The sequence below is a fragment of the Carnobacterium sp. genome (genome assembly GCF_045617425.1).
Classification (GTDB): Bacteria; Bacillota; Bacilli; order Lactobacillales; family Carnobacteriaceae; genus Carnobacterium_B.
This window is the reverse complement of the sequence record NZ_JAZLIO010000006.1, coordinates 104020-128054: the sequence shown is the minus strand read 5'-3', so window position 1 is coordinate 128054 and position 24035 is coordinate 104020. Positions and strand designations below refer to the sequence as shown.

27 protein-coding genes and 1 other RNA gene are annotated in these 24035 nt (G+C 35.0%); 4 read left to right on the top strand and 24 right to left on the bottom strand.

All coding sequences use genetic code 11. From position 1 onward, the window contains the following. Nucleotides 1–83 precede the first annotated feature (83 nt). Together ACKI3H_RS02810 and ald are read right to left on the bottom strand one after the other, a co-directional pair. Nucleotides 84–314 (bottom strand): DUF2969 family protein, encoded by a 231-nt coding sequence (locus ACKI3H_RS02810; protein ID WP_407370766.1) that lies wholly within the window; start codon nucleotides 312–314, stop codon nucleotides 84–86. 111 nt (nucleotides 315–425) lie between these two features. Then, a complete protein-coding gene (gene ald, locus ACKI3H_RS02805) occupies nucleotides 426–1541 on the bottom strand; it encodes an alanine dehydrogenase (protein WP_407370765.1) in 1116 nt (371 codons plus the stop codon). A gap of 286 nt (nucleotides 1542–1827) precedes the next feature. Here ald and ACKI3H_RS02800 point away from each other — a divergent pair, with 286 nt between their 5' ends. After that, nucleotides 1828–2199 (top strand): hypothetical protein, encoded by a 372-nt coding sequence (locus ACKI3H_RS02800; protein ID WP_407370764.1) that lies wholly within the window; start codon nucleotides 1828–1830, stop codon nucleotides 2197–2199. A gap of 89 nt (nucleotides 2200–2288) precedes the next feature. On the opposite strand, the gene ACKI3H_RS02795 is transcribed toward ACKI3H_RS02800, so the two are convergent. The 8 genes from ACKI3H_RS02795 to ACKI3H_RS02760 form a co-directional block, all read right to left on the bottom strand. After that, nucleotides 2289–3302, bottom strand: a complete 1014-nt coding sequence (locus tag ACKI3H_RS02795; RefSeq protein WP_407370763.1) for a sugar kinase — start codon at nucleotides 3300–3302, stop codon at nucleotides 2289–2291. Nucleotides 3303–3311: 9 nt separating this feature from the next. After that, on the bottom strand, nucleotides 3312–4061 hold the full coding sequence (gene dagF, locus ACKI3H_RS02790) for a 2-dehydro-3-deoxy-phosphogluconate aldolase (RefSeq protein WP_407370762.1): 750 nt from the start codon (nucleotides 4059–4061) through the stop codon (nucleotides 3312–3314). Next, nucleotides 4054–5181, bottom strand: coding sequence for a DgaE family pyridoxal phosphate-dependent ammonia lyase (locus tag ACKI3H_RS02785; protein ID WP_407370761.1), 1128 nt, complete (start codon nucleotides 5179–5181; stop codon nucleotides 4054–4056). The genes dagF and ACKI3H_RS02785 overlap by 8 nt, the downstream gene beginning before the upstream one ends. After that, entirely contained in the window at nucleotides 5159–6298 is a 1140-nt protein-coding gene (locus tag ACKI3H_RS02780; RefSeq protein WP_407370760.1) for an amidohydrolase/deacetylase family metallohydrolase, read from the bottom strand. Before ACKI3H_RS02780 ends, ACKI3H_RS02785 begins: the two co-directional genes overlap by 23 nt. 12 nt (nucleotides 6299–6310) lie before the next feature. Further along, complete coding sequence (locus ACKI3H_RS02775) at nucleotides 6311–7399, bottom strand: DUF871 domain-containing protein (protein WP_407370759.1); 1089 nt, start codon at nucleotides 7397–7399, stop codon at nucleotides 6311–6313. A 20-nt stretch (nucleotides 7400–7419) separates the two neighbouring features. Further along, on the bottom strand, nucleotides 7420–7668 hold the full coding sequence (locus ACKI3H_RS02770) for a hypothetical protein (RefSeq protein ID WP_350451164.1): 249 nt from the start codon (nucleotides 7666–7668) through the stop codon (nucleotides 7420–7422). 65 nt (nucleotides 7669–7733) lie between these two features. Further along, nucleotides 7734–9068, bottom strand: a complete 1335-nt coding sequence (locus tag ACKI3H_RS02765) for a PTS sugar transporter subunit IIC (protein WP_407370758.1) — start codon at nucleotides 9066–9068, stop codon at nucleotides 7734–7736. A gap of 105 nt (nucleotides 9069–9173) precedes the next feature. Next, nucleotides 9174–9878, bottom strand: a complete 705-nt coding sequence (locus ACKI3H_RS02760; RefSeq protein WP_407370757.1) for a GntR family transcriptional regulator — start codon at nucleotides 9876–9878, stop codon at nucleotides 9174–9176. A gap of 264 nt (nucleotides 9879–10142) precedes the next feature. On the opposite strand from ACKI3H_RS02760, the gene ssrA reads away from it, so the two are divergent. The 3 genes from ssrA to ACKI3H_RS02745 all read left to right on the top strand — a co-directional run bounded on the left by ssrA (nucleotide 10143) and on the right by ACKI3H_RS02745 (nucleotide 11447). Continuing rightward, nucleotides 10143–10509: a transfer-messenger RNA gene (gene ssrA / locus ACKI3H_RS02755) on the top strand. A 395-nt stretch (nucleotides 10510–10904) separates the two neighbouring features. Further along, nucleotides 10905–11069 (top strand): hypothetical protein, encoded by a 165-nt coding sequence (locus ACKI3H_RS02750; protein WP_407370756.1) that lies wholly within the window; start codon nucleotides 10905–10907, stop codon nucleotides 11067–11069. 48 nt (nucleotides 11070–11117) lie between these two features. Beyond that, on the top strand, nucleotides 11118–11447 hold the full coding sequence (locus ACKI3H_RS02745) for a hypothetical protein (protein ID WP_407370755.1): 330 nt from the start codon (nucleotides 11118–11120) through the stop codon (nucleotides 11445–11447). Between the two features lie 150 nt (nucleotides 11448–11597). On the opposite strand, the gene ACKI3H_RS02740 is transcribed toward ACKI3H_RS02745, so the two are convergent. The 14 genes from ACKI3H_RS02740 to smpB all read right to left on the bottom strand — a co-directional run bounded on the left by ACKI3H_RS02740 (nucleotide 11598) and on the right by smpB (nucleotide 24025). After that, entirely contained in the window at nucleotides 11598–11822 is a 225-nt protein-coding gene (locus ACKI3H_RS02740) for a glycine zipper domain-containing protein (RefSeq protein ID WP_407370754.1), read from the bottom strand. A gap of 29 nt (nucleotides 11823–11851) precedes the next feature. Continuing rightward, a complete protein-coding gene (locus tag ACKI3H_RS02735) occupies nucleotides 11852–12046 on the bottom strand; it encodes a glycine zipper family protein (RefSeq protein ID WP_407370753.1) in 195 nt (64 codons plus the stop codon). Between the two features lie 69 nt (nucleotides 12047–12115). After that, nucleotides 12116–12475, bottom strand: a complete 360-nt coding sequence (locus tag ACKI3H_RS02730; protein WP_407370752.1) for a helix-turn-helix domain-containing protein — start codon at nucleotides 12473–12475, stop codon at nucleotides 12116–12118. A gap of 95 nt (nucleotides 12476–12570) precedes the next feature. Further along, nucleotides 12571–12918, bottom strand: coding sequence for a hypothetical protein (locus ACKI3H_RS02725; RefSeq protein WP_407370751.1), 348 nt, complete (start codon nucleotides 12916–12918; stop codon nucleotides 12571–12573). An 803-nt stretch (nucleotides 12919–13721) separates the two neighbouring features. After that, the gene (gene argF, locus ACKI3H_RS02720; protein ID WP_407370750.1) at nucleotides 13722–14675 is read right to left on the bottom strand and encodes an ornithine carbamoyltransferase; all 954 of its coding nucleotides are present in this window, start codon (nucleotides 14673–14675) and stop codon (nucleotides 13722–13724) included. 25 nt (nucleotides 14676–14700) lie between these two features. Continuing rightward, the gene (locus ACKI3H_RS02715; protein WP_407370749.1) at nucleotides 14701–15891 is read right to left on the bottom strand and encodes an acetylornithine transaminase; all 1191 of its coding nucleotides are present in this window, start codon (nucleotides 15889–15891) and stop codon (nucleotides 14701–14703) included. Continuing rightward, nucleotides 15884–16687 carry an acetylglutamate kinase gene (argB, locus tag ACKI3H_RS02710; RefSeq protein WP_407370748.1) on the bottom strand — a complete coding sequence of 268 codons (804 nt, stop codon included), beginning with the start codon at nucleotides 16685–16687 and terminating at the stop codon, nucleotides 15884–15886. The genes ACKI3H_RS02715 and argB overlap by 8 nt, the downstream gene beginning before the upstream one ends. A 9-nt stretch (nucleotides 16688–16696) precedes the next feature. After that, nucleotides 16697–17932, bottom strand: coding sequence for a bifunctional ornithine acetyltransferase/N-acetylglutamate synthase (gene argJ / locus ACKI3H_RS02705; RefSeq protein WP_407370860.1), 1236 nt, complete (start codon nucleotides 17930–17932; stop codon nucleotides 16697–16699). 22 nt (nucleotides 17933–17954) lie between these two features. Further along, nucleotides 17955–18989 (bottom strand): N-acetyl-gamma-glutamyl-phosphate reductase, encoded by a 1035-nt coding sequence (gene argC / locus ACKI3H_RS02700; RefSeq protein WP_407370859.1) that lies wholly within the window; start codon nucleotides 18987–18989, stop codon nucleotides 17955–17957. 200 nt (nucleotides 18990–19189) lie between these two features. After that, entirely contained in the window at nucleotides 19190–19972 is a 783-nt protein-coding gene (locus tag ACKI3H_RS02695; RefSeq protein WP_407370747.1) for a Cof-type HAD-IIB family hydrolase, read from the bottom strand. Nucleotides 19973–20010: 38 nt separating this feature from the next. Beyond that, nucleotides 20011–20685 carry a histidine phosphatase family protein gene (locus ACKI3H_RS02690; protein WP_407370746.1) on the bottom strand — a complete coding sequence of 225 codons (675 nt, stop codon included), beginning with the start codon at nucleotides 20683–20685 and terminating at the stop codon, nucleotides 20011–20013. Between the two features lie 125 nt (nucleotides 20686–20810). After that, on the bottom strand, nucleotides 20811–22805 hold the full coding sequence (locus ACKI3H_RS02685; protein ID WP_407370745.1) for a fructose-1,6-bisphosphatase: 1995 nt from the start codon (nucleotides 22803–22805) through the stop codon (nucleotides 20811–20813). A 177-nt stretch (nucleotides 22806–22982) separates the two neighbouring features. Next, nucleotides 22983–23456, bottom strand: coding sequence for a glutathione peroxidase (locus ACKI3H_RS02680; RefSeq protein ID WP_407370744.1), 474 nt, complete (start codon nucleotides 23454–23456; stop codon nucleotides 22983–22985). A 110-nt stretch (nucleotides 23457–23566) separates the two neighbouring features. Beyond that, a complete protein-coding gene (smpB, locus tag ACKI3H_RS02675; RefSeq protein WP_407370743.1) occupies nucleotides 23567–24025 on the bottom strand; it encodes an SsrA-binding protein SmpB in 459 nt (152 codons plus the stop codon). Between the last annotated feature and the right edge of the window lie 10 nt (nucleotides 24026–24035).

Genomic DNA, 24035 nt, shown 5'->3' with positions numbered 1-24035 from the left:
GGATGCTCTTAATAACAGTATCGATAAAAAAAGATCGACCCTAGAGTAGGATCGATCTTTTATTGCTTATTGCTCATTCAAATTTACATTTGGTGTAAATTATAATCCATAATTAATTTATTTATACCTTCATCAACAGTTCTCGCTTTAGACTCTGTTCCTGAATTCGTTTTTACGGTAACTGTTTGGCCTTCTTCTTGTTGCAATTGACCAATTTTTTCATCATTCACATAAAGCTCTAACTCAACAAAACCTTCTTTATTATTAGGGGTTTCTTTTACTTCTACTTGAATTTTTTTATTTCCTTTTGACATGCGAATGCTCCTTTTTGCAGTTAGTTTCTTCATTAGTATACTGCATTTCGGAAAGAAATTCATTTATTTATGCATTTAATGCAACTTCTGTTTCAAAACACACTGATTGGATTACATAAAAGAACTCAATGCTTCATGATACGGAAGGTTTAATGACTCGCCAACTTCTTTTTTAGTCAATTTACCAGCCATAACATTGATACCCGTATAAATCGTTGCATTTTCTTTAGCTGCTTTAATCAACCCTTTATTTGCGATTTCAACTGCATAAGGAATGGTTACATTGGTTAAGGCAAGAGTCGAAGTTTTTGGAACAGCTCCTGGCATGTTGGCAACTGCATAATGGACAACACCATGTTTGATGTAAACAGGATTATCATGGGTCGTCACTTCTGAAGCTGTTTCAAAAATCCCCCCTTGGTCAACCGCTATATCAACAACAACCGAACCTGGTTCCATTTGTTTAACCATTTCTTCTGTTACTAAGGTTGGTGCTTTAGATCCCGGTATCAATACAGCTCCAATTACTAAGTCTGCTTCTTTAACTGCTTTTGCAATGTTGTATTCATTTGACATAAGTGTGTTGATTCTATTTTCAAATAGATCATCCAATTCTTCTAATCGTTTAGGATTGACGTCCAAAATCGTTACTTCTGCTCCTAGGCCGATTGCGATTTTGGCTGCATTTGTTCCGGAAACACCTCCACCTATGATGGTTACTTTTCCTTTTTGAACGCCAGGTACTCCGCTTAACAAGATCCCTTTTCCTTGATTGACACTCTCAAGAAATTCAGCACCGACTTGGGCAGCCATTCTTCCAGCAATTTGGCTCATTGGTGTCAATAAAGGCAATGTTCCGTCAGTTCCGACCATCGTTTCATATCCAATAGCTGTAACTCCAGACTTCATCAACTCTTTAGTTAATTCTAAAGCTGGCGCTAAGTGCAAGTACGTGAACACTATCATCCCTTTTTTGAAATATTTGTATTCACTTGGAATAGGCTCTTTTACTTTAATGATCATTTCAGCGTCCCAAATTTGTTCAGCATCTTCAAACAATGTGGCTCCTGAGAGTTGATAGTCTTCATCCGTAAATCCGGCTGTCTTTCCTGCATTCACTTCTATGATGACTTCGTGTCCATTTTCCACAAGGCTGTTTACACCAGCAGGAGAAATAGCTACTCGACTTTCATTATTTTTTATTTCTCTTGGAATCCCGATTTTCATTATTCGTAGCCTCCATTTTATATTTTCTTTTTGTATCCTATAGAATCATTGTAACGCTGAATCGAATAGAACCCAATTATTTTGAAGGATTCTATTTGTTTCTCTTATATTGTTCCTTATCAGCTACATTCGTTTTCAAAACTAATTTAAAGAATTTTTAGTAACCTAGACATATTTCGTCTATAAGAACATCAGTTATTTAATTCGATTTCTTTATGCTATATTCATTTGGTTTAGAATATTATATAATCAGTTATTGTGATTGTGATTGTTGGAGGTGGAACTGGTGTTAATCGATGTTAACGATAATTTTTTTAATGAATTAGAAGAGGTTTCAAATTCACTAGATATGACGGTTGGAGAATACTTAGAAAATCTTCATGAAAAAAATCAAAATTTAAAAAATGTTTTACTAGAAGATAAAGAAGGTCTTCAAACATTTGTAAAAAAATACCATACAATATTAGATGACTTATTTATACTAAATAGCGAAGCCTTAGCTATCATTAATGAAAATGATGATGCTCAAATTATGAAACCTGTATTTTTGAAGTTATCAAAAATTGCAAGTGGTGACATCACCGTATTATCTAAATTGTACGATGTCTACGTTCAGACATCCAAACAACAAGTGATAAATTCTTCAACATTAGAATAACTTACGTACATTCTAATGATTAAATGAGAAATAAAAAAACACATCTTTTTTTTAGATGTGTTTTTTATTTTACTATTATCTTTTAGTTTTTATCGCAAAAGATTCGTTCGATTTCCATTCATATACTCTTCAACGATTTTTTTATTCACTAAAGGAGTGTCGCCATAAGTCGTATGCGCAAGCACAGCATTGGAAACGGCGAATTCTATTGATTTTCTCTCTGACCATTCTTCAATGTCCCCCGCAATGATTCCTGCAGCAAAAGCATCCCCAGTTCCTATTCTGTCTAAAATAGTCAATTCATACTCTGTACTAACCGAAAACCCTTGATTGTTTCTAAGAAATCCTTTTAAAAACTGTTTCTCTCCTTTATTTTCACGCAGTGTTCCTGCAAATAAAGAGATTCCATATTTTTCTACAAAAGGTATGCTGGCAATGTTTAAACAATCCTCAGTATTCTTTAAATTTTCATCCAAAGGAAAATCCAATAATTCTGTTAAGTCACGTATTCCTCCAAAAACAATATCACAGTGAGGAAGAATCTCTTCATACTGTTTTTTTACCCATTCATGACTTTTATCTAAGTTGATACTTGGCCGGTAATTAAAATCAAAACAAACTGTTTTGTTTAATTCCTTTGCTTTTTTCGCAATGTACATTGTTGTTTGTCTTACCGTTTCGCTAACCATCAATGAAATACCACATATATGCACAATATCAGCCTCTTTAATAGCTTCATCTATGTCGAAATCATCTAAGCGACTTTGAGAAAAGGAACTTTCAGTTCGATTTAGATAAGTAACTTCAGAAGGCCGAGCCCCAAAGCCCATTTCTAAAAAGTATATTCCAATATGATTTCCTTTGTACGCCACGTTTGTATCGTTTACCCCTAGTTTTCGGATATAACTTGAAGCTGCTCTTCCCACTTGATTGTCTGGCAGACTCGTTACTAGTGATGTATCGTAATTAAAACGCGATAAATTGCTCAAAATATTTAAACCTGTCCCACTAAAACTTAAATCAACTGAATCGGTTTGTTCGATAAACTTATAATGAGGAGGCGTCAAACGCATCATGACTTCTCCAAAAGCGATAATTTTCATAACAATCCCCTACTTCTTTTCTGATAAGACTTTTTTCATCATCCGATATAATTCTTTGATGTCTTCTGGTTTAGTGTCACCCGTTTCTTGATCGATAATTGAACTGTATACATGGGGAATAACTTTTTCCACTCCTGCTTCTATCGCGATTTGGAGTATTTCTTCAAAGTTCTCTAAATCGATTCCACCAGTTGGTTCAAGAATGAAATTATGTTTAGCACAGGCTTGTGCTACAGCAATATATTCATCCTTGTGAGCTAACCCTTTCATCGGGAAAAACTTCACTGAGCTTCCGCCCATATCTTTCAACATCGCTATAGCTGTTTCAATAGGTACTTCTGCTTTAGGCATCTGGCTGCTTAATGGGCCTGTAGAAATGGTTACATAGCCTACTTTATTTGTAGGAGAAATCAAACCGTTAACAATTGTTTGTTCTTGACTTAACAACGCTCTAGAAGCTCCTACACCCGTAAACACTTGGTTCACATGTTGAGGTTGAAGTTTTCCAGAAATTCGGCTAACCATTTTACTTTGATTTGGATCCCCAGCTCCAAGTCCAACGGATAAAGCATTATGGATCGCCTCTTGATATTTTTTCATATCTTCAATTGCTGCTTGATCTGTTTCGTAGTTTTTTGAAAGGACACCTAAAAGAATATTTCCTTCTGCAGCTTCATAACATTCTTTTGCATTTTCAACTGAGTTAGCCAGTACGTTTAAACAAATGCGGTTTTCTAAATAACTTGGTGCTTTACTCATGTATTTTTCCTTCTTTCTCATACAAGGCTACTATTTCTTTCACTCTTGTTCCTATTTTTAACATCTCATCTTTAGTTACAGCACGAATATCGAATTCAATAATGCCATTATTCATTTCATACTCTCGCGTATAAATGGCTGGATTTCCAGTTTTAAGCTCTTCAACCAGTTGACTAGCATTTAATGGTGCTTCATCATTAACCATAAGTTTAGCTCTAAAAATAGTTCTGCCCGCTTTATCTTGTGCAACTGAACACGTTATTCCTTTGATACTGTTCAGTTCCTCAACTAGTGGCGCAAGTCTTTTTTTCATCTGCTCTGCTGACTCATTGTCTTGTTCAATATAATCTTCAATTGCAGTAGCTAAGCCAAGGATATTTTCTTTTCCTATTTTCATTGCTCGACCTATTCCTTTACTTTGCAAACGAACCCATTCTATCAACTCAGTCTTTCCAAAGACAATGCCCGAACTCGTTCCTTCAAAAGCTTTTGCTCCGCTATAAATGACTAAATCGATTCCCTTAGAAATATAAGTAACTAAATCTTCTTCTGCTGCTGCATCCAAAATCAATGGCAACTGATGCTCATGAGCAACTTGTAGTGCCTCTTTGATTGAAAGCATACTCTTTTGAACGGTATGATGGCTCTTCACATAAAGAATCGCCGCAGTTTCCGGAGTGATCATAGATGCGATATGCTGACTGCTACACATATTGGCGTATCCAGCTTCGACAACTTTTCCGCCTCCCAATTCAATCATTGTTTCTATAGGTGTTCCATAATCCACATTGTGTCCTTTTGGAAGAATGATTTCACGCTGGGTTACTCTATCTGTATAAGGATGGTATAAATGATAGTGGCTCCCTTTACCAATAATCGCTGCAACTGATTGAGCAATACCCGCAGATGCAGAAGAAACAATCGTGCTATCTTCTGCATCGACCAATTTCGCAATATACTGTCCTGTTTTTTGAACTAGGTCTTCCATTTCAAAAAATTGCTGTCCGCCAAATTTCTGAGCTTTAATCACGTTTTCACTATACTTTGATACACCTAATATACTCATTTTACCGCTTGCATTAATGACTTCTTTTAAATTATATTTCTTGTAATAATCCATCTTCCTCAACTCCTACTCTATAATCATTACCCCTGATTATTGTATAGATAGGTGTAATCACTTGTGTTGTTTTTCTGGTCTTTCCATTGGAATCAACCAATATTTTCTCTTTGTCTTCTACATCAAAAATCGTAATATCAGCATCATAACCGATCTCTATTATACCTTTTGACTTTAACTGAAATGCTTTTGCTGGATTAGTCGTTACCATTGGTATGATGTCACTTAGAGCATAACCTAAAAAGAGCATCTTCTCTATCATCGTGGAAAAATTATACACAGGACCATCTTCTCTATTTCGGTGATAGATATCTGTACTAACGATATGACAAATCAAATTTTCTCTTTTAGCTTGCTCTGCAACAGCAAAGTTAAAACTATCTGTCCCATGTCCAATATCGAATCGAATACCTTTTTGATACGCATCCCATACAAAATCATGAATCTTGCCATTTTCATTTAAGATTCCATTTAATTTTCCATTGTAACAGTGAGTCAACACATCCCCCTTATCCATGATAGATAAAATGGTTTTTAAATCTGGAGGTGCTGATCCAACATGAACCATTAATGGAATCGATTGATTCTTTTCTTGAATCAATTTTGCCAATTCCAATGGCCGAATGCCATTATCTCCGATAACAGTTTTGCTCATTCTGGCTTTGATTCCTACTATAAAATCCGGGTAGTTTTTTATCACTTCAGAAACCTTTTTCTCTTGAATATTCGTTAAATCAGCTAATTCATTTTGGTGAACAATCCCTGTTTTAGAAATATTCACTAATGCAAACACATTTGTTTTGGCTTGACTTGCTAAGGCATAAAATTCAGCAATATTATCGGCGCCCGTTGAACCGGCATCAATCACACTTGTAACTCCTTTTGTATAGCCAATCGTGTCAGGCGAATCATAGTAAAGATTCATTTCTTCATAACAATGAGTATGCCCATCAATCCAACCAGCAGAAAGATAGGATTGATGATTTAAATCGATTGTTTTTTTAGCGTCTTTTACTTGTAATTTCTTTTCTACAGCAACAATTTTTCCATTTTTGATACCGATTTCGATTGGTTCTTCGGTTACTGTTTTTGCATTTTTAATATACAGATCAAACATATTCTCCCACCCTTACTTATCTTCAAATCTGAATTTGCTCCATGGGTAGATGAAATCTAACAAGACATGTTCTTCTTTTTTTATTTTCCCTACCAAATTTTTCCGCTCATCCGAGTGTGGCTCCAAAACGACTTGAAGCTCATTTTTGTATTTGCCAAATTCATTATTCCCAATGACTACATCGCCACGTTCAAAAGTTAATTGATTGTCATGTGGGACATTTGTTTCTTTCGAATATTTTTTGCGAACTTCTGTTGACCGAATCACTTGACTGGTTATATCTCCCCGTCTAAAATGTTGAGGCCGAGTAACGATTTCTTTTTCTACTTCATTTACATTAGATACATAATCAATCGAAAACATGACTTGATAAGGATCTATCAGAGATAAAGCCTTCAATTCTTGTTCTGATGCATAAGCATTACCGATGATGACGTCATCAATTAGATTGGTACTAAAAAGATGTTTTGCTTGAACCTCAATTGGAAGATTCCTATGCATTTCCAATGTAGGCAATCCGTCATTGACATCCCATGGTCCAATTGTTCCACTTTGAGAACTGACAAATGCCGCTGTTCTTAAACCTTGCTTTTTAAAGCGCTCGCTACATTTTACAAAAAAATCAAATGGCAAGGCAGTCCCTTTTTGTGGGTAAAAATTATGACAACCATATAAATAAGGTCGATTAGCTTGATAGGATAAGATATTATCTAAATACGCTACGTCATTGCTCATATTCAATTCAACAATTAGATGGTAAGGATTAAAAGAAATCATAGCTTCTTTGTTGCCATCGAAACCTACATCTAAACGAATTCCATCTGCTCCTAATGCATGAAAAAAAGAAAGGTCATCATACGAAATTTCCAACTCTTCAAATATATTTGGTGCAATATCCAATATGACTTCAAAACCTAATTTTTTAGCAAAGGCTATAATGCTGCTGTATTTTTCACTAATTTTTTCTTTTCCTTCAGTCACTTCTAACATGCTCATGAAGATTCTCGTAAAGTTATAGTGTGATGCTAAAGTAATATATGCTTGATCTTGTTCTGAATCACTATGATCCGGATAAACTGAGATACCTAATCTACGTTTCATCATTTATTCCTCTTTTCTATTTAGATAAAAGATTTGCGAAATTTTGCTCCAAGAACACTCGCACAAAATAGTGTGACCGCGGGTACTAGGAACCATTCAATATGGAAAATGAGTCCTATCACTATACTTAAAGCAATCATTAAAATTGCCAATACAATTAAATAAAACATGTTCATTGCAATGATTTTTTCTGGAAGCACCTTTTTTTCTATTACGTACTGACAAAGAATAAAATAAACGGTAAAGACCAAAAATACTAGTATTGTCATATAGACCTCCAAAGAGATAAGTCATCAGACTTATCTCTTAATTTTTTTATACATTATTTAATTATTTAAACAGACTCTTCAGCCATTGTTGCTGCTTGTGCTGCACTTTCTTGTTCTGCTTCCAATTCTTTTTCAATTTGTTGTCTTTCAAATACTTTAAAGAACGGGTAGTAAATCGCTATAGTGATACAGAAGTTGATAACCACCAATAACCCTGCCATGATACTCCAGTCCGTACTGATCCACGCTGCAATTGGTGAAATGACGGTAAAGGGTAAACGGGCCATCATCATTGGTACGACATCTGTTACGGTCAAGAAATAAGATAAGGTTGTCGTAACTAGCGGTGCTACAATAAACGGTATTCCTAAAATAGGATTCATTACTATTGGAGCTCCAAAAATCATCGGTTCATTAATGTTAAACAGTCCTGGTAAAATAGATAATCTCCCTAAACTTTTAAGGTATTTAGATTTTGAAAAAAGGAACAATACAACTAATGTCAACGTTCCGCCGGCTCCACCGATCCAAACAAACCATTGTAGAAATTGCTCTGTAAAAATATTCGGTAAATCTGTTGCAGCTGTACCTTCTTGAAAAGCGGTCATATTTTCGGCAATTGAAATATCCCAAAAAGGACGAATAACTGGACCCATAATAGCTGGACCATGCACTCCTAGAACCCAGAAGAATGTAATCAAGAACACTGTAAGAAGTCCTCCGAATAAACTATTTCCTGCTAAAATATCTTTAAACGGCAATAATAACGAGCTCAATACACTGTTGATATCAAAACCTAACACGTGTCTAGTAATCCAAAAAAATAAAATAATAACGGCTGTTGGTATCAACGCAATAAAAGAATTAGCCACTTCAGGAGGAACACCCTCGGGCATTTTAATCGTAAAGTTTTTCTCTTTCATAAAGCGGTAGATCTCAACAGATAAAATAGCTGCGATGATAGCTCCAAAAAGAGAAGAGGAACTAAGTGCTGCAATATTGATGTATCTGCCTGATTCAATAACGCCTTCAACGGGCTCAATAACTTGTGTCGGTACAATTGTAGAAATCAAGAACCCTAGTATTGCAAGCATTCCAGATGTCATACCATCTAAATCATAACTATCAGCGAGTGACGAAGCGATACCAAAAGTAGCATACAATGATAATATCCCTACAGTAAAACGAAACGGAATATCGAGTATAGCTTTATACGGTTCTATAATTGCAGCAACTGATTCGATAGGGATATTCAAAAGAATCGTAAAAAAGGATCCGATAATGGTTAAGGGCAAAGTTGCAATGATTCCTTTACGAATAGCTGCCATATGCCGCTGTGAACTAATCTTTGTAGCTACAGGTAAAACTTTTGAATCTAAAAAATCAACAAAATTATTCATAATAGCCTCCTAATTACTTTTATTTCTCACAAAAAGAATATAACATTATAATGTTTAGTTGTAAACGATTTCCTTAAAAAAATCGTTTTTTTTTACCTTTTGAACTTAAACTTCATAATCAATAATGTAGGGATACTTGCTTGTATCATATATTGCGTGAGAAATTTCAATAATCTCATTTGTTGTGCTAACTGTTTTTCTGACTCTTTTTAAAAGATGAGTATGTGCTATATTTAACTTCTCTTTTACAGATTCTTCGATTTTTACCACTTCAAAGCTATCTTGGAATCTGCCAACATTTTTATTGAATTCCGCTAACCATTTATAAAGAGAGACGCTTTCTATTTGCTTCAATGCTTCAATAGTTCCAAGAACTGGAAGGAAATGCTCAAAATAAATATACGGTTCTCCATCTAAATAATAAATCCGGGTTAATTTATAGGCTTTATCTTTAAATGTCTTTTGAATATCGTCATCCTCATTTATTGTTTGTACCTCTTCTATTGCTATTATTTCTTTTCTTAATTTATGGCCATTCATTTCAATAATACTTGAAAAAGAAGCTGCTTTAGAAAGCTTATTAAATAAACGATCACTGATTACTGTTGTACCTTTACCGCTTTTTTTCTCAACATATCCATCAACAGCTAATATTTCAATCGCCTTACGAATCGTTATTTTGCTAACATTGTATTTTTCTTCAAGTTCATTTTCAGTAGGTATTTGTTCTCCTACTGCATATATACCGTTTAAAATATTCTTTCGGATATCATCAGCAATATCTGCATAAAGAAGTTTTTTTCTCTTCATTACCTTCCTCTTTTCCAAAATCTAATCATTCCATTAGTGTATTTCAAAACATTATAATGTTTCTTGTTAAATATACCAATATTACATGCTAGATTCAACAAATAATAGCTTGTTGCTCTTAATTCATTCTTTTGAAAAAATGGAATAATGACTTATGAAACGAACATATTTTCTTTTTTTCTAAAATATGTTATACTATTTTAAGAGAGTTAAACAGATTAATGATGATTCAAAACAGAACATTCTCTGTATACATCCCATTTAGGGAGCGTTACGGAATCGACAGGTATAGGTCGAGCTTGGATCGCGTTTCGTAGGTTACGGCTACGCTAAAACGTTACAGTTAAATATAACTGATAAAAACAATAATAACTCTTACGCTTTAGCTGCGTAATAACAGCTTAGTGTAGATCCTCTCGGCATCGCCCATGTGCTCGAGCAAGGGTCCTATAATAAGTGGGATACGCTAAAACTTTCCGTCTGCAATTTTTAGAAGAGATCATCAGACTAGCGACGTATGATGCCTGTTGTGCGGCTAATACTGAGCGAAACCTTAATAGTACAACTATGAACGTAGACGTCTAGGTGCCGATATACTTGGACAGGGGTTCGACTCCCCTCGCTTCCATTATTGCTGTATACCTCCATTCAAGTAACATTGAAATGTTGGTATAACAGCTTTTTTTATTGTTTTTAATTCAATGATTAATAATTACAATCATATCAGGGTAGTCAAATGGGTAGTCATTAAATAATTTTAAAATACTCATGCTGGGCGCATTTACATGTAGAATAAACCATATTCATATTATAGAGAACATAAAATCGTAGCCTGCATTTAACACAATTATACACGTCAGCATACAATAGATATTAAGTTACTCATTTGATTGGGTAACTTTTTTATTACAATATACTCATAATATATCTCCTCTTTAAATTTTGGTAGGTTATAAGTGAATTATCCTTAATAGCAACAATCTTTAAGGATAGGGATAAAAAATACATATTTTTGGAGGAATAAGGATGAAAAAGTTTAAATTGTTAGCTATGTTTGGAATATGTGGGATTGTTCTTGCAGCATGTGGTGGAGAAGATACGTCATCAGAGGTATCTTCTCCCGCTGAAGAGTCTACTGCTGTAGAAGAAACCATTGTTGAAGGTCAAACAGAAAACGTAGTAAACGAATAAGAATTTGGTACACTTACTAATCTAGGTGGAGTAACAAATATTGACAAAATGCAACAATCGGGTCCATTCAATGTAACTGTGCAAGAAGTTCAGAAAGGACAATTGCAACCATCTGCAGATTATGTAGAAATGATGGGTGGAGAAGATTTAGCTGTTATTTCTGTTAAAGTAAGTGTTGAAAATACAAACGGAGATACAAACATGATTTATCCAGACCAAGGAACAATTGTGACTAACACAAAACAACAAGTAGATGCTGATATGTTCCTTAGTGGCAGCGTTGGTGGAGATTTTATTGGTGAAGTTGTAAAAGAAGGTACTATCTTTTTCATATTTGACGGTAACGCTGAAGACGTAAAAGTTTTCAATATGTTGTAGGTGCAGGTAACGATCCTAATTTTAGTAGCTTTGGAGAAGATTTAACTTTTAATTTTGAATTTTAATTAAATAATAGTTTGACGTGAAAATATCCCACGGGGAACGTGATGAATATAGACAACAAAACCCTATCTCTTAATTGAGGTAGGGTTATTTTTTGGATTTATTTTTTGATTTTTGACTGCCCATAGCTGCACCAACTACAGCGCCACAAGCAATACCTATAGCGATTCCGATGGCTAAATTATCAAATACTAGTCCTAAAGCAGCACCAAACGCAAGACCATAAGACATACCTAAAACAACGTAAGTTGCTTGATTCACATTTTTTTCATTCTTTTCCTGTTTACTATCTTTATTATCTAAGTCTCCCATAAATAAATTCCTCCCTGTATTTTAGATACTTATTTTTCTTTATCCTTAGACTTCATACCATCTAATGCTGCACCAATTGCTACTCCAATACCCATTCCAAGAGCTAGATTATCTGTAAGCATTCCAAAAGCAGCTCCTAGCGATATGCCTATAGCAAGAAAAGGGATGTTATCTGTTTTTTTACCACGTTTTTTCTGCTCTTTATTATTATCTAAATCTCCCATAAACATCGTCTCCTTATAAATTAATTTTACCATAATAGGAAAGATAAGCTATTATTTGAAATTAAACTATTAAGTAGATTTGTCCCAAAATAAAGCATTTAAAACTGTTTCAGCACGTTTTCTTTCAATGTCGGTTAATTCTACTCCGCCATAACTTATTGGAAGGTTGCTTTTTAAGATTGAATCAAATTCTACTATTTTATCACCTTTGGACCATTCAGGAATATGATTGCTTCCTATTAAAAACTCAATTGATACATCGAAATATTTAGCAATCTTGTCCACAATTTCAATACCAGGAATGGAAGTTTTCCATTTGTAAATTACAGTATGTGACAATCCTATCTTTCTTGAAAATTCTGGTAAGGTCATACCTTTTCTAGCAGCAAGTGATTTAACGTTATCATATAAGTTCATACCTGCGCTCATATTTATTTACCTTCAATCTGTATAGTTTTGTGGGGCAAATTGAACATAATAAACACCTTTGCAAGAATACAAAAGTGTTTTAAAAATATTTAGAGTTAACTAATTAATGACTTTTCTTTGTATACCATGTAAAGTTTAGTAATAAACCCAAGATCTTCACCAACGAGAGTATTTAATCTAGAAAAAACTCTTTTCATTTCTGGAGAATCATCAACTGTACTCAAGGATTGTAAAGAATCGTCTGATAAGAAAAATAATTCATCTAAAATGTGTTTATAGTCTTTAACAAATTTTACGAATTCGTCCTTTTCTGTAAGGAGAACCCCTTTTAAATTAGCGTTACTATCATGCTGTCTTTCTAGATATTCTCCTGGAGTAATCTCCAAGGCTTCTGATAAAGCTGATATTTTTTCATAAAATTCATTATCTAAGTTAACTAACACAGGTGCACGCTCCTTGCGCTCAATATGCTGTTAGTATAACGATTAAACGAAAAAAATAACATACATATTAAAATAATATATTTGGAAATAAGAATATTGTGACTAATTTGTTACAATAGAACTAAACACAACAATTGATATCGTTTTCAAATTTCGCTGAATATAGATATAATAAAGGTGTTAAAATATTATAGTTAATTGAATTCCAGTTAGTTAGTTGCGATGAGATAGCTACCTGATCGTTATAATTGATTGGAATTTTTTTATAATATTTTAACCGTATAGATCATCTTAACAGATGAGACTGCAAGAGTATTAGGTATTCTTGGCACATAGATTACCGATAACCCCTAATTCTTAACTCCACAAAGGTTAGGGGTTATTTTTTTATAATAAAATACCTTCACTAAATTAAGAAGTGAAAGTATCTATAATATATACAAACAAGAAATGTTATAGTTCATTAAGAAATATTTCAATAAACTCTTCGTCTACTAAGTAGGAAGAGTTTAAGGAGTTAGCAAAAGAACTTGCTTGAACTATATCTGAAAAAGAATATGTATTAAACTTTTTTTGTAAGGGTATGACAACCCCTCGCTTCCATAGGAAAAATTGTGACTTACATGATTTATAAAAGAGTTTGTAAATGTTGTTTTAATAACATTTATAGGCTCTTTTTTTGTAGTTTTTCATTAAGGCTCCGTTGGAACTACATTTATCCAACTCAGTATCTAGTGTAGGCTTTCATTTCATCTTAAAACCTAAAAAAGCCATCAGAATTGATACCTGATGGCTTTTTAGGTTTAACGATTTTCCATTAATTTTTTCAATACTGCTTTTTGAACATGCAAGCGATTCTCTGCTTCATCAAATACGACTGAGTGGTTGCCATCAATAATTCCAGCGGTTACTTCTTCGCCACGGTGTGCAGGCAGGCAATGTAAGAATATAAAATCCTTTTGTGCATACTGAGTCAGTGCTGCATTCACTTGATAAGGTAGAAAAGGCGTTAAGCGTTCTGCTTCTTTACCTTCCATTCCCATACTTGTCCACACATCCGTTACGACAATGTCTGCATCTTTTACTGCTTCTATTGGATTATATGTAAAGTGGATAGTGGCTCCTAGCTGTTCAGCTTTACTTTTTGCATGTTGAAAAACGGCTTCTAGAGGTTCATACCCTTTGGGACTGGCTATACGCATATTCATCCCCATAATGGCAGCTCCTTCCATTAATGAATGAGGCATATTATTGTTCCCATCTCCTACATAAGCCATTGTTAATCCTTCTAATTTTCCTTTTTTTTCATAAATCGTCATTAAATCTGCTAGAACTTGCATCGGGTGGTGTTCATTGGTTAATCCATTTATAATAGGCACCACCGAATTTTCTGCAAATTCCTCAATAATTTCATGTCCAAACGTACGGATCATCAGTCCATCCACATAACGAGAAAGCACTTTTGCAGTATCCGCGATACTCTCACCTCTACCTAATTGGATATCTTTCGAACTTAGAAATAAGGCATGTCCGCCTAATTGTGTCATCCCTACTTCAAAAGATACCCGCGTTCGTGTAGAAGACTTTTCAAAAATCATACCCAGCGTTTTTCCATGCAAATGTGGATGTGGAATTCCTTCTTTAGTTTGTTGTTTCATGACGATTGCATCTTGAATAAGTGCAGTTAACTCTTTTCTTGTTAAATCCGCTATTTGTAAAATATCCTTTTTACTTAGTTCCCAATTTTGTTCTGCCATTCTCAATCTCTCACTCACTTTCTCTTCACTTATTCTTTTGCATTGAAATGAGCACTTCTTCAAATTTTTGAAGAAACTCGTTTATTTCTTCAGTTGTAACAGTCAAAGGTGGCAAAACACGTAAGACTTGCGAACCTGCTGTTAACGTCAAAACATACTTTTCTTGCAATAAAGTTACGAGTTCTTTGGCTTCCATATCTACTTCAATTCCGATTAGAAAACCCATTCCTTTTACATTTTTTATCACATTAGACCGGTTGGCTAAGTGTTCCAATTGTTCTTTAAAAGAAGCGGCCTTTTTCTGCACCTCTGTCATAAATCCTGGTTTGGTCATTTCGCTTAAAGTAGCTACTCCGGCTGCAGCTGCTAATGGGTTCCCTCCAAAAGTTGTGCCGTGGGTTCCTGGAGTAAAAGAATTTGCAACATGTGTTTTAGCTAGCATTGCTCCGATTGGAAATCCCGATCCTAAACCTTTTGCTAGAGTCATAACATCTGGCTCAATACCGTATTGTTCATAAGCAAATAATGTTCCTGTTCTTCCCATACCCGTTTGAACTTCATCAACCATTAAAAGAATGTCGTACGCTTGGCAGATGTCTTGCAAAGAATGAAGCCACTCTTTATGTGCCGGATTGACTCCACCTTCTCCTTGAACAAGTTCCAACAAGACTGCAGCTGTTTTTCCGTTATGAATTTTCCCAAGGTCAGATTCTTCATTAAAATTTAAAGACCGTACACCTGGCATTAAAGGTTCATACCCCGTTTGGACTTTTTCTTGTCCGGTTACAGACAACGTGGCAAAGGTTCTTCCATGAAAGGAGTCTTTAAAAGAAACAACCGATGTGCGTTCTGAATGACCATGATCTTTTGCATATTTACGAGCAATTTTTAGCGCTGCTTCATTAGCTTCTGCTCCGCTATTGCAAAAAAAGACTTGGTCAAATTGCGAATAATGAACGAGCTCTTCTGCTAATTGTGTTTGCAATGGAATCTCATATAAATTGGAACAATGCCATAATGTATCTAATTGTTGGTGCAACTTTTGTGCTACTGGATCAGGAACATGCCCTAAGTTGCATGTCGCAATACCCGATGTAAAGTCTAGATACCTTTCATTTTTGTCATCCCATACATACGTTCCTTTTCCTTTAGTAATGGTGATTGGAAAACGCGAATAAGTTGACATAAGAACGGCCTGGTTTTCTTGTTTAGACATAGACTACTTCCTCCTTATAGACAAATCGTGTACCTACTTCATTTCCCTTTAGATAACTTGCAATATCTTCTGGTTTCAGTCCATTCAAAATAACCGCTTGTTTCATATGAACAGAAAGACTTTTAATAGCAGAACGCACTTTAGGAATCATTCCATCAGTAATGATTTCTTCTTTGATCAATTGTTCTGCTTCTCCTTTTGTTAGTGAAGAATGAATTTTCAAATGGTCTTTTTTTTGTTCCATGACTCCAGGAACATTACTAATAAATGCTAGCTTTCCGCCTAACGCTTTTGCGATCGCTGCTGCTGCCATATCCCCATTGATATTGTAGTGTTGACCTGTCTCATCCATTCCTATAGGCGAGATCACTGGAATGATATTATTTTCCAGTAAGCTCATTAGAAAAGCTGTATTGACCTCAGTCACTTCTCCAACAAAACCAATTTCTTCAGTAGTTTGGATAGGTTTGACCTTTAGCAAGCCATGATCAATGCCACTCATTCCAATGGCTTGTAATTGTTGAATTTGGCAGTGAGTTACGATTTCATTGTTGATGGAGCCGCTTAAAACCATTTCTACTACTGTTAACACTTCTTTGGTGGTCACACGCAATCCATTGACAAATTTTGTAGGAATCGCTAATTTTTCCAATAACTCATTAATCATTGGACCTCCACCATGAACAATCACCGGATAACATTTTTTTGTTTGTTGTAGTTGGGCAATCATTTGATAGAATGACTCTGGTAATTTATCTTGTATGCTTCCGCCGATTTTCATAATCAGTATATCCATTTTCTCACCTCATGTCCGATAGGATGAATTGATACGAATGTAATCATAGGTTAGATCACAACCCCATGCTGTTGCTGAATGCTGATCTTGTTGTAAATCAATGGTCAGCTTGACGTCATCCTTCACTAGCGTAAGCATAACAGCTTCTTCATCGAAAGGAACACCAATCCCTTTTTCAACCACTACTGTATCACCGATCAGAACTTTTACGTGTTCCGGTTCAATTTTTTGATTGCTGTATCCTATTGCCGTAATAATTCTTCCCCAATTGGCATCAGAACCGTACATGGCTGTTTTTACTAAATTCGATGAAATAACTGATTTGGCCACAGCTTGAGCAGCTTCATTTGTTTCTGCTCCAATCACTTCTACTTCAATTAATTTGGTAGCACCCTCTCCATCACGTGCAATCGACTTAGCCAGTGTTTTGCAAACATATTGAAAGCCTTTTAAAAAAACTGCCCATTGTGGGTGATCTTGATTTAAAAGAGTATTGCCTTGTGTTCCATTGGCTAACGCAAGTACCATATCATTGGTACTCGAGTCTCCATCAACTGTAATCATGTTAAAAGTCTTATCCGTCGTTGCTTTCAATGCTTCTTCTAAGCTTTTGCTATCTACAACAGCATCTGTTGTAATAAAACCAAGCATCGTTGCCATATTAGGGTGGATCATACCCGAGCCTTTTGCAGCTCCCCCAACAGTAATGTGTTTTCCATCAATCTCAAATTCCACCGCAATCTGCTTCGTTTCAATATCCGTTGTTAAAATAGCCCGTTCAAAATCGGTTACGTTTTGACAAAGCGGATCGTTTAGGTAGTGAATGCCTTTTTTTATCGGTTCAAATGGTAGAGGAACGCCGATGATTCCAGTAGAAGCAATGGCTACTAGATGCTCTTCAATACCTTTTTCTTTTGCAACCAATTCCGCTGTTGCGTGTGCTTTTTTCATACCATCTTCACCCGTACAAGAATTAGCATTTCCAGAATTCACTACGATTGTCTGGATTTTTTTTGCTGTATCTACATGCTTTTTGGTCAGTTTCAGTGGAGCTGCTTGAAAACTATTTAATGTGTAGACCCCTGCCGCAGTAGCAGGTACCACTGAATGGATCCATCCAAAATCAAGAGCCTTTTTTCGTAGACCAGTATGTACACCTCCTGCCGTAAAACCTTTTGGAGACGTAACATGCCCATCCTCTAGAATATGAATTTTTTGTATAGGTTGCGTAATATCTGTTGCCATCATCATTTTTCTCCTCACTTTTTCAAGGGTATAAAGGGCTATATTCTAACCCTTTGTCAATCGGCCAGTCATTCATTAAGTTCAAATTTTGAATTGCTTGACCTGCTGCTCCTTTGACTAAATTATCTATCGCTACAACAATGATCAATTGTTCTGTTCGTTCATCGACATGAATGCCTATATCAACGTAATTGCTTCCAGTTACTTGTTTGGTTTGAGGCAATGATCCCAGTGGTTGAAGACGAATAAAGGGATCCTGTTCATAAAAGGATTGGTACAATTCCCAGGTGTCTTTTGATGTTACGGATTGGTTCAATGGAAGATACATAGTACACAATAGTCCTCTGGTCATAGGTACTAAGTGGGTGGCTAAAGTCACTTTTATTTCCTCACCCGCTTCTTTAGATAAGTAATGCTCAATCTCAGGTGTATGTTGATGCTTTCCAAACTTATAAGGAATGAGTGCTTCATTCATTTCTGAAAAATGAGTCATTCTTGAAAGTGTACGTCCAGCGCCTGAAGTACCACTTTTTGCATCAATAACGATGTTCTTTTTGGTGATCCATTCCGTTTGGACAATAGGAATCAATCCTAATAAAGCAGCAGTTGAGTAACATCCTGGATTAGAAATGAAAGCAGCATTTTTTATTTCTTCTTTGTAAATTTCAGCTAATCCAAAAGTGGATTTTTCTTGCACTTCACTTGCTGCAGCCTCTGCTCCATACCATTCTTCATAATCCTTCTTTAATAATCTAAAATCTCCACTTAAATCAATACATTGCAGAGATGTTTTTAAAACCTCTGGAATCAACGCCTTACTTACACCAGCTGGCGTTGCAAAAAACAATACATCTACTTCTTTTTCAAGATAAGAAAGATCATATTCAATCATAGGTTTTTCAATAATGGATTTCATATGAGGATATATATCGCTCAGCAGTTCTTCATCATGAGTATGCGAGATTAGTTCCGTAACGGTTACATGCGGGTGACGGTTTAATAAACGGATAAGTTCTAATGCGCTATATCCCGTTGCACCAACAATAGCTGCTTTCATCAATTTTTAACCTACTTTCATGTGTTTTTAATTATTCTTATTATAACAAAAAAAATTATTTATGCAACTATAAAGAGTAAAATAATTATTTTATACACTTATTAATATTATTATGTATACAAAATGCATATTCCAGTTTTTCCATACAAAAAAAAGAGACATTAGGAAAAATCCTAATATCTCTTTTTAGCTTTATCAGCTTATTTAATTAAGTCGTAAAACTCTAATCCTTCAATAATTCCGCCTTCAACGTGACTAGACGTTATATAATCCGCAGTATTTTTTAACACATCAATGCCATTTGCCATGGCTACACCGTAATCAGCATGACTCACCATCTCGAGATCATTTGGACCGTCTCCAAATGCATACGTCGGAATGTTATCAAATTGCATTAATTTGACCAATTCTTGAATACCAGTAGCCTTTGAATTGCCTTTTGTGATCACATCAATGCTGTAGGGTGTATTCCTATAGAAAGACAATTCAGGAAATTTCCCTCTAAATTGATCATCAATAGACGTATCAGTCGTTAGAATCAATGCCATTAAGACTTCTTCATTTAAATGAATAGCCGTATCAACATCAGGTGCTTTTGCATGAAGAAAGTTATAGGCACTCTCTACTTCTTGAGAAGTATACGTAACCCGAATTTTATCACTTGTATAAAAAGAAACGGCTAAGTTTAAGTCGTCAGCCGCTTCTTTTAAGCGAATCAGTAACTCTTTAGGCATTTGACTGCGGTAAATTTCTTTGCCTTCATACATAATGTATTGACCGTTTAGCGTGATAAACGATTCTATAGGCGTAGTGTCTAGTACATGTTGAATTTCAAGAGGACTTCTTCCTGTGGCGATAAATGGAACTCCTCCATTTTCTTTCAGTTTTTCTAAAGCAAGAGTGACTTCTTGGTCTACTTCAGATTTATTATTTAAAAGTGTTCCATCTAAATCGAAAAAAACTAATGCTTTTGGCAGTACCATATTAATCTCCTTTTTGTAAAAAAACTTTTTAGCCTATGTTACAACTCTATAAAATGCCCAACTTCATTGTAGGCTTCCAAATGGTATCTCCCATTGTAATATTTTACAACTGAGACACTTGCATTCAATAACGGTTGTGGATTTTCAAGTTCTGGAACCAAATTATTCAGCAAGTACCGAATGGTATTTCCGTGAGCAACAATCATCACTTTATCTCCGGTATCACGATGTTTATCCACTAGTTTGATCAGTCCTTGTTCTACTCTAAGCCAAAACGTTAAAAAGTCTTCAGCATCATGGTAAGGATCGGCTTTTTTAAAGGCATTCATTTGTTCAGGAATAGACGTTTCAGCCCACATCTCAGCCACACTTGAATAACCCATTTCTTCATTCACTTTTCCCCACGTTTCATCCACATCGCTACCTTCGAATGATCCGAAGAAAACTTCACGAAATTCTGGCATCGATTTTAGTGTCATCTCTTTGCCTTTTTTATTTTCTTCTAATATGATTGTCGCTGTTTCAATCGTACGACTTAAGTCACTTGTATAAGCGGCATCAAATTCAACATCTGCTAAACCTCTTCCACTGCTGCGAACATCTTCGCGTCCTTTTGGCGTTAACGGAGTGTTAGACCACCCTTGCATTCTTTTGTAATGATTAAAGTAAGTTTGGCCATGACGTACAAAATAAAAAGTGCAGCCTTCTTCCATAAAAAATCTCCTCCAGTACAGTAGTTGTGTTTATTCTTTTAGTATCTACCTTATTGTACCAAAAAAACGAGCCATAATATAAACATCCGTTTAGTTTTAAGTAAACATTGTGTTAAAAAGGTTTATTACTTAAGAATGAAGTAATTTTGTTTTTGCTTTTCAACAATATCTCCATTACGATAAGCTTCTAATAATTCTTTCAAATCACTGACTTGCTTAGTTAGTTCTTTACCCACATCGGTTTCTCGAACTTTTTTGCGGTCTAATTCTCGGTCAATCACTCTTCTGGTAGACATGATGTCTATTTCATTTTCAATCGCGTCATTTACAGAAGTGAACGGTTGATGAGAAACTAAAACCATTCCATAAGAGTTGTACAACAAAGTATACCCCGCTAACCCAGTTGTTCCTTGATATGCTTTAGAAAATCCACCATCAATGACAATGATTCGTCCATTCGCTTTTATAGGATCCTCTCCGCGTTTTTCTTTCACGGGTGTGTGTCCATTAATGATATGCCCTTTAAGAGGATCTAATCCAAACTCACTTAAAATCTTTTCACATGTTTTTTCATCATTGCGCATAGCGTAATAAGCATTTTTCTTTTCTTCATGAGTAACTTTATCTGCAACGTAATACCGTTCAAATGTCGTCATTTGATCTTTTCCAAAAAGTGAAGAAACTGGACCGGTCCATAAATACCATACATAATCTAAATACTTGTCATTGTCTTTATGACCCTTATTTAAATACCCTTTTCTTAGTACTTCCTCAAACTTGTCCAATAATTTTTTGCCAGCGTATTGTTTCCCTTGGATTTTCATTCCCATAAATTCACCATTTTCCGTCAAAGGCATACAGCCATGGAACAATAAATTATCATTATACGTAAGATACATATTGCCTTTGCTGTACAAGTAAGAAATATGGTGTTGCAGACGTCCGCAATTTTTAAACGCTGTGATTAATTTTTCGACAACAAACTCTTCTTCTGGAGTTAATTTATAAGGATCTGCTGGATCAATCGTCGGAAAATTAGTATTTAGTAACGGATATTCTTTTCCTTTGATTATAATTGTCCCATTTTCGTAATCAATTCCATTTAACACTAATCGGTGGTCTAATTGAAATTCGGGATGTCTGTTAATGATTTCACCCTCAAGTTTGAACTGAATCACTGAAATAGCTTGATGCATTTTAGTTATTTGGCGGATTTCATCTTCAAAATAACCTTCTTTATTAGGGTCTATTTTAGGATAAAAACAACTTTTCAAATCTTCTGGATACGTCATTTCTGCAAATGTAAGCAACTGACGTAACGAGATACCATAAGCATCTTCAATAATTTCTAAATTATCATAGCGGGCACTGATACGTAGAACATTTGCAATACAAACTGCTGAACCACTTGCCGCTCCCATCCACAAGATATCGTGGTTTCCCCATTGTACATCAACCGAATGATGTTCCATTAATGTATCAATAATTTTATCAGGATAAGGACCCCTGTCATAAATATCTCCTACAACATGCAATTGATCTACTACAAGTCGTTGGATCAAATAGGATATAGCCGTAATAAAATCAGTTCCTCTATCTAATGAAATAATGCTGCCAATAATCTCACTATAATAATCTTCTTTATTTGTATAACCGTCTCCATCTTTTGATAACAGCTCTTCAATAATATAAGCAAATTCATTTGGCAAAGCTTTCCGAACTTTTGACCGAGTGTACTTTGAAGCCACAAATACACATAATTCAATTAATCTAGACAAAGTAATGCTATACCATTCATTTATTTCTTCTTGATCCTCAAATTCATTACAGACCAATCGAATTTTATTCTCAGGATAATAAATTAATGTTGCTAAGCTGTTCATTTCTTTTTGGCTTAAGCGATTATGAAAAATTTCTCTTATCTTCTCTTTTACATTACCTGATCCATTTCTGAGCACATGTTGAAAAGATTCATATTCTCCATGAACATCGCTAACAAAATGTTCCGTACCTTTAGGTAAATTCATAATAGCTTCCAAATTGATGATTTCAGTTGTAGTATCTCCAATGGTTGGGTATTCTTTAGCTAATAAATTCAAATACTTTTTAGTTGTGTTCATGTATTCTCACCCCTTTATAATCTATACCACATCAGTATACCATGTTACTGATTCATTTTTTTCTTCTTAAATGTACTAAAAAAACTCTCTTTCTTACAAGAGAGCTTTTAGTTTTCAAAACGTCTCTAATAAAAAAAAGGTCCCAAGACTACTTGTCTGAGACCCCTCTTTACACCATTAACTGTTCGTTATTGCTTTTTCTACATTCGTTTCCATTTTTTCAGGTACCTTTGTTGAACCAAATCGTTCAATGATTTCACCATCTCGACCAATTAAAAATTTTGTGAAATTCCATTTGATTTTTTTGTTTCCTGTCTCTGACGTAAGGTAGTGGTAAAGTGGATCTGCATTTTTCCCGTTCACCAGAATTTTGTCATGAAACTGAAAAGAAACACCATAATTTTTTTGACAAAAACTTGCGATTTCTTCACCTTCACGAGGTTCTTGATTCATAAATTGATTAGAAGGGAAACCGAGTACAACTAGTCCTTGCTCTTTATACGTTTGATACAATTTTTCTAAACCTTCTAATTGAGGAGCCAAACCACATTCTGTAGCTGTGTTCACAATTAGTAAAACTTTTCCTTTGTATTTTGATAGTGAAACTTCTTCTCCACCAATTTCAGTAACTGTATAATCGTAAACAGACATTGTTAGTCCTTCTTTCACATCCAATTTTTAAACCTTACATTTCATATGCTTACTTTACATCACTTATTTTATCAAAGTCAACAGTAACGATTAGACAAATTTGACCGTATTTATCTTGATCTTAATGCACGATCCAGTTCACGTTTTTGATCTTTTCGTTTCAAATCTTCACGTTTATCGTATTTTTTCTTCCCTTTTGCTAAGCCGATCAATACTTTTGCGTATCCATCTTTTAAATAGACTTTTAAAGGAATCAACGTATTTCCGCTGGATTTTGTTTCCCCCAACAAACGCGTGATTTGTTTTTTGTGCATCAATAATTTTCTTGTTCTTAACGGATCATGATTAAATTGATTTCCTTGTTCATAAGGACTGATATGAACATTATGCAAATAAATTTCACCATTTTGTATTTTAGCGTATCCGTCTTTTAGATTGATTCGACCTGCTCTGATAGATTTGATCTCTGTTCCTTGCAATACTATTCCAGCTTCTACTGTATCTAATATTGAAAAATCATAGCTCGCTTTTCTATTTTGTGCAAGTACTTTACCTGAACCTTTTGGCATCTATGATCGA

Bases quoted from the DNA above. Each gene is read 5' to 3' on its own strand.
- ACKI3H_RS02745 (WP_407370755.1), top strand. From the start codon at position 11,118: ATGCAACAATCGGGTCCATTCAATGTAACTGTGCAAGAAGTTCAGAAA.
- argF (WP_407370750.1), bottom strand. From the start codon at position 14,675: ATGGCAGAACAAAATTGGGAACTAAGTAAAAAGGATATTTTACAAATA.
- ACKI3H_RS02750 (WP_407370756.1), top strand. From the start codon at position 10,905: ATGAAAAAGTTTAAATTGTTAGCTATGTTTGGAATATGTGGGATTGTT.
- ACKI3H_RS02770 (WP_350451164.1), bottom strand. From the start codon at position 7,668: ATGACAATACTAGTATTTTTGGTCTTTACCGTTTATTTTATTCTTTGT.
- ACKI3H_RS02715 (WP_407370749.1), bottom strand. From the start codon at position 15,891: ATGTCTAAACAAGAAAACCAGGCCGTTCTTATGTCAACTTATTCGCGT.
- ACKI3H_RS02780 (WP_407370760.1), bottom strand. From the start codon at position 6,298: ATGTTTGATCTGTATATTAAAAATGCAAAAACAGTAACCGAAGAACCA.
- ACKI3H_RS02810 (WP_407370766.1), bottom strand. From the start codon at position 314: ATGTCAAAAGGAAATAAAAAAATTCAAGTAGAAGTAAAAGAAACCCCT.
- ACKI3H_RS02760 (WP_407370757.1), bottom strand. From the start codon at position 9,878: ATGAAGAGAAAAAAACTTCTTTATGCAGATATTGCTGATGATATCCGA.
- ACKI3H_RS02695 (WP_407370747.1), bottom strand. From the start codon at position 19,972: ATGGTACTGCCAAAAGCATTAGTTTTTTTCGATTTAGATGGAACACTT.
- ACKI3H_RS02795 (WP_407370763.1), bottom strand. From the start codon at position 3,302: ATGAAAATTATCGCTTTTGGAGAAGTCATGATGCGTTTGACGCCTCCT.
- ACKI3H_RS02685 (WP_407370745.1), bottom strand. From the start codon at position 22,805: ATGAACACAACTAAAAAGTATTTGAATTTATTAGCTAAAGAATACCCA.
- ACKI3H_RS02785 (WP_407370761.1), bottom strand. From the start codon at position 5,181: ATGGATTATTACAAGAAATATAATTTAAAAGAAGTCATTAATGCAAGC.
- ACKI3H_RS02740 (WP_407370754.1), bottom strand. From the start codon at position 11,822: ATGGGAGACTTAGATAATAAAGATAGTAAACAGGAAAAGAATGAAAAA.
- smpB (WP_407370743.1), bottom strand. From the start codon at position 24,025: ATGCCAAAAGGTTCAGGTAAAGTACTTGCACAAAATAGAAAAGCGAGC.
- dagF (WP_407370762.1), bottom strand. From the start codon at position 4,061: ATGAGTAAAGCACCAAGTTATTTAGAAAACCGCATTTGTTTAAACGTA.
- argB (WP_407370748.1), bottom strand. From the start codon at position 16,687: ATGGATATACTGATTATGAAAATCGGCGGAAGCATACAAGATAAATTA.
- ACKI3H_RS02690 (WP_407370746.1), bottom strand. From the start codon at position 20,685: ATGGAAGAAGGCTGCACTTTTTATTTTGTACGTCATGGCCAAACTTAC.
- ACKI3H_RS02735 (WP_407370753.1), bottom strand. From the start codon at position 12,046: ATGGGAGATTTAGATAATAATAAAGAGCAGAAAAAACGTGGTAAAAAA.
- ACKI3H_RS02775 (WP_407370759.1), bottom strand. From the start codon at position 7,399: ATGAAACGTAGATTAGGTATCTCAGTTTATCCGGATCATAGTGATTCA.
- argC (WP_407370859.1), bottom strand. From the start codon at position 18,989: ATGAAAGCAGCTATTGTTGGTGCAACGGGATATAGCGCATTAGAACTT.
- argJ (WP_407370860.1), bottom strand. From the start codon at position 17,932: ATGGCAACAGATATTACGCAACCTATACAAAAAATTCATATTCTAGAG.
- ACKI3H_RS02765 (WP_407370758.1), bottom strand. From the start codon at position 9,068: ATGAATAATTTTGTTGATTTTTTAGATTCAAAAGTTTTACCTGTAGCT.
- ACKI3H_RS02730 (WP_407370752.1), bottom strand. From the start codon at position 12,475: ATGAGCGCAGGTATGAACTTATATGATAACGTTAAATCACTTGCTGCT.
- ald (WP_407370765.1), bottom strand. From the start codon at position 1,541: ATGAAAATCGGGATTCCAAGAGAAATAAAAAATAATGAAAGTCGAGTA.
- ACKI3H_RS02680 (WP_407370744.1), bottom strand. From the start codon at position 23,456: ATGTCTGTTTACGATTATACAGTTACTGAAATTGGTGGAGAAGAAGTT.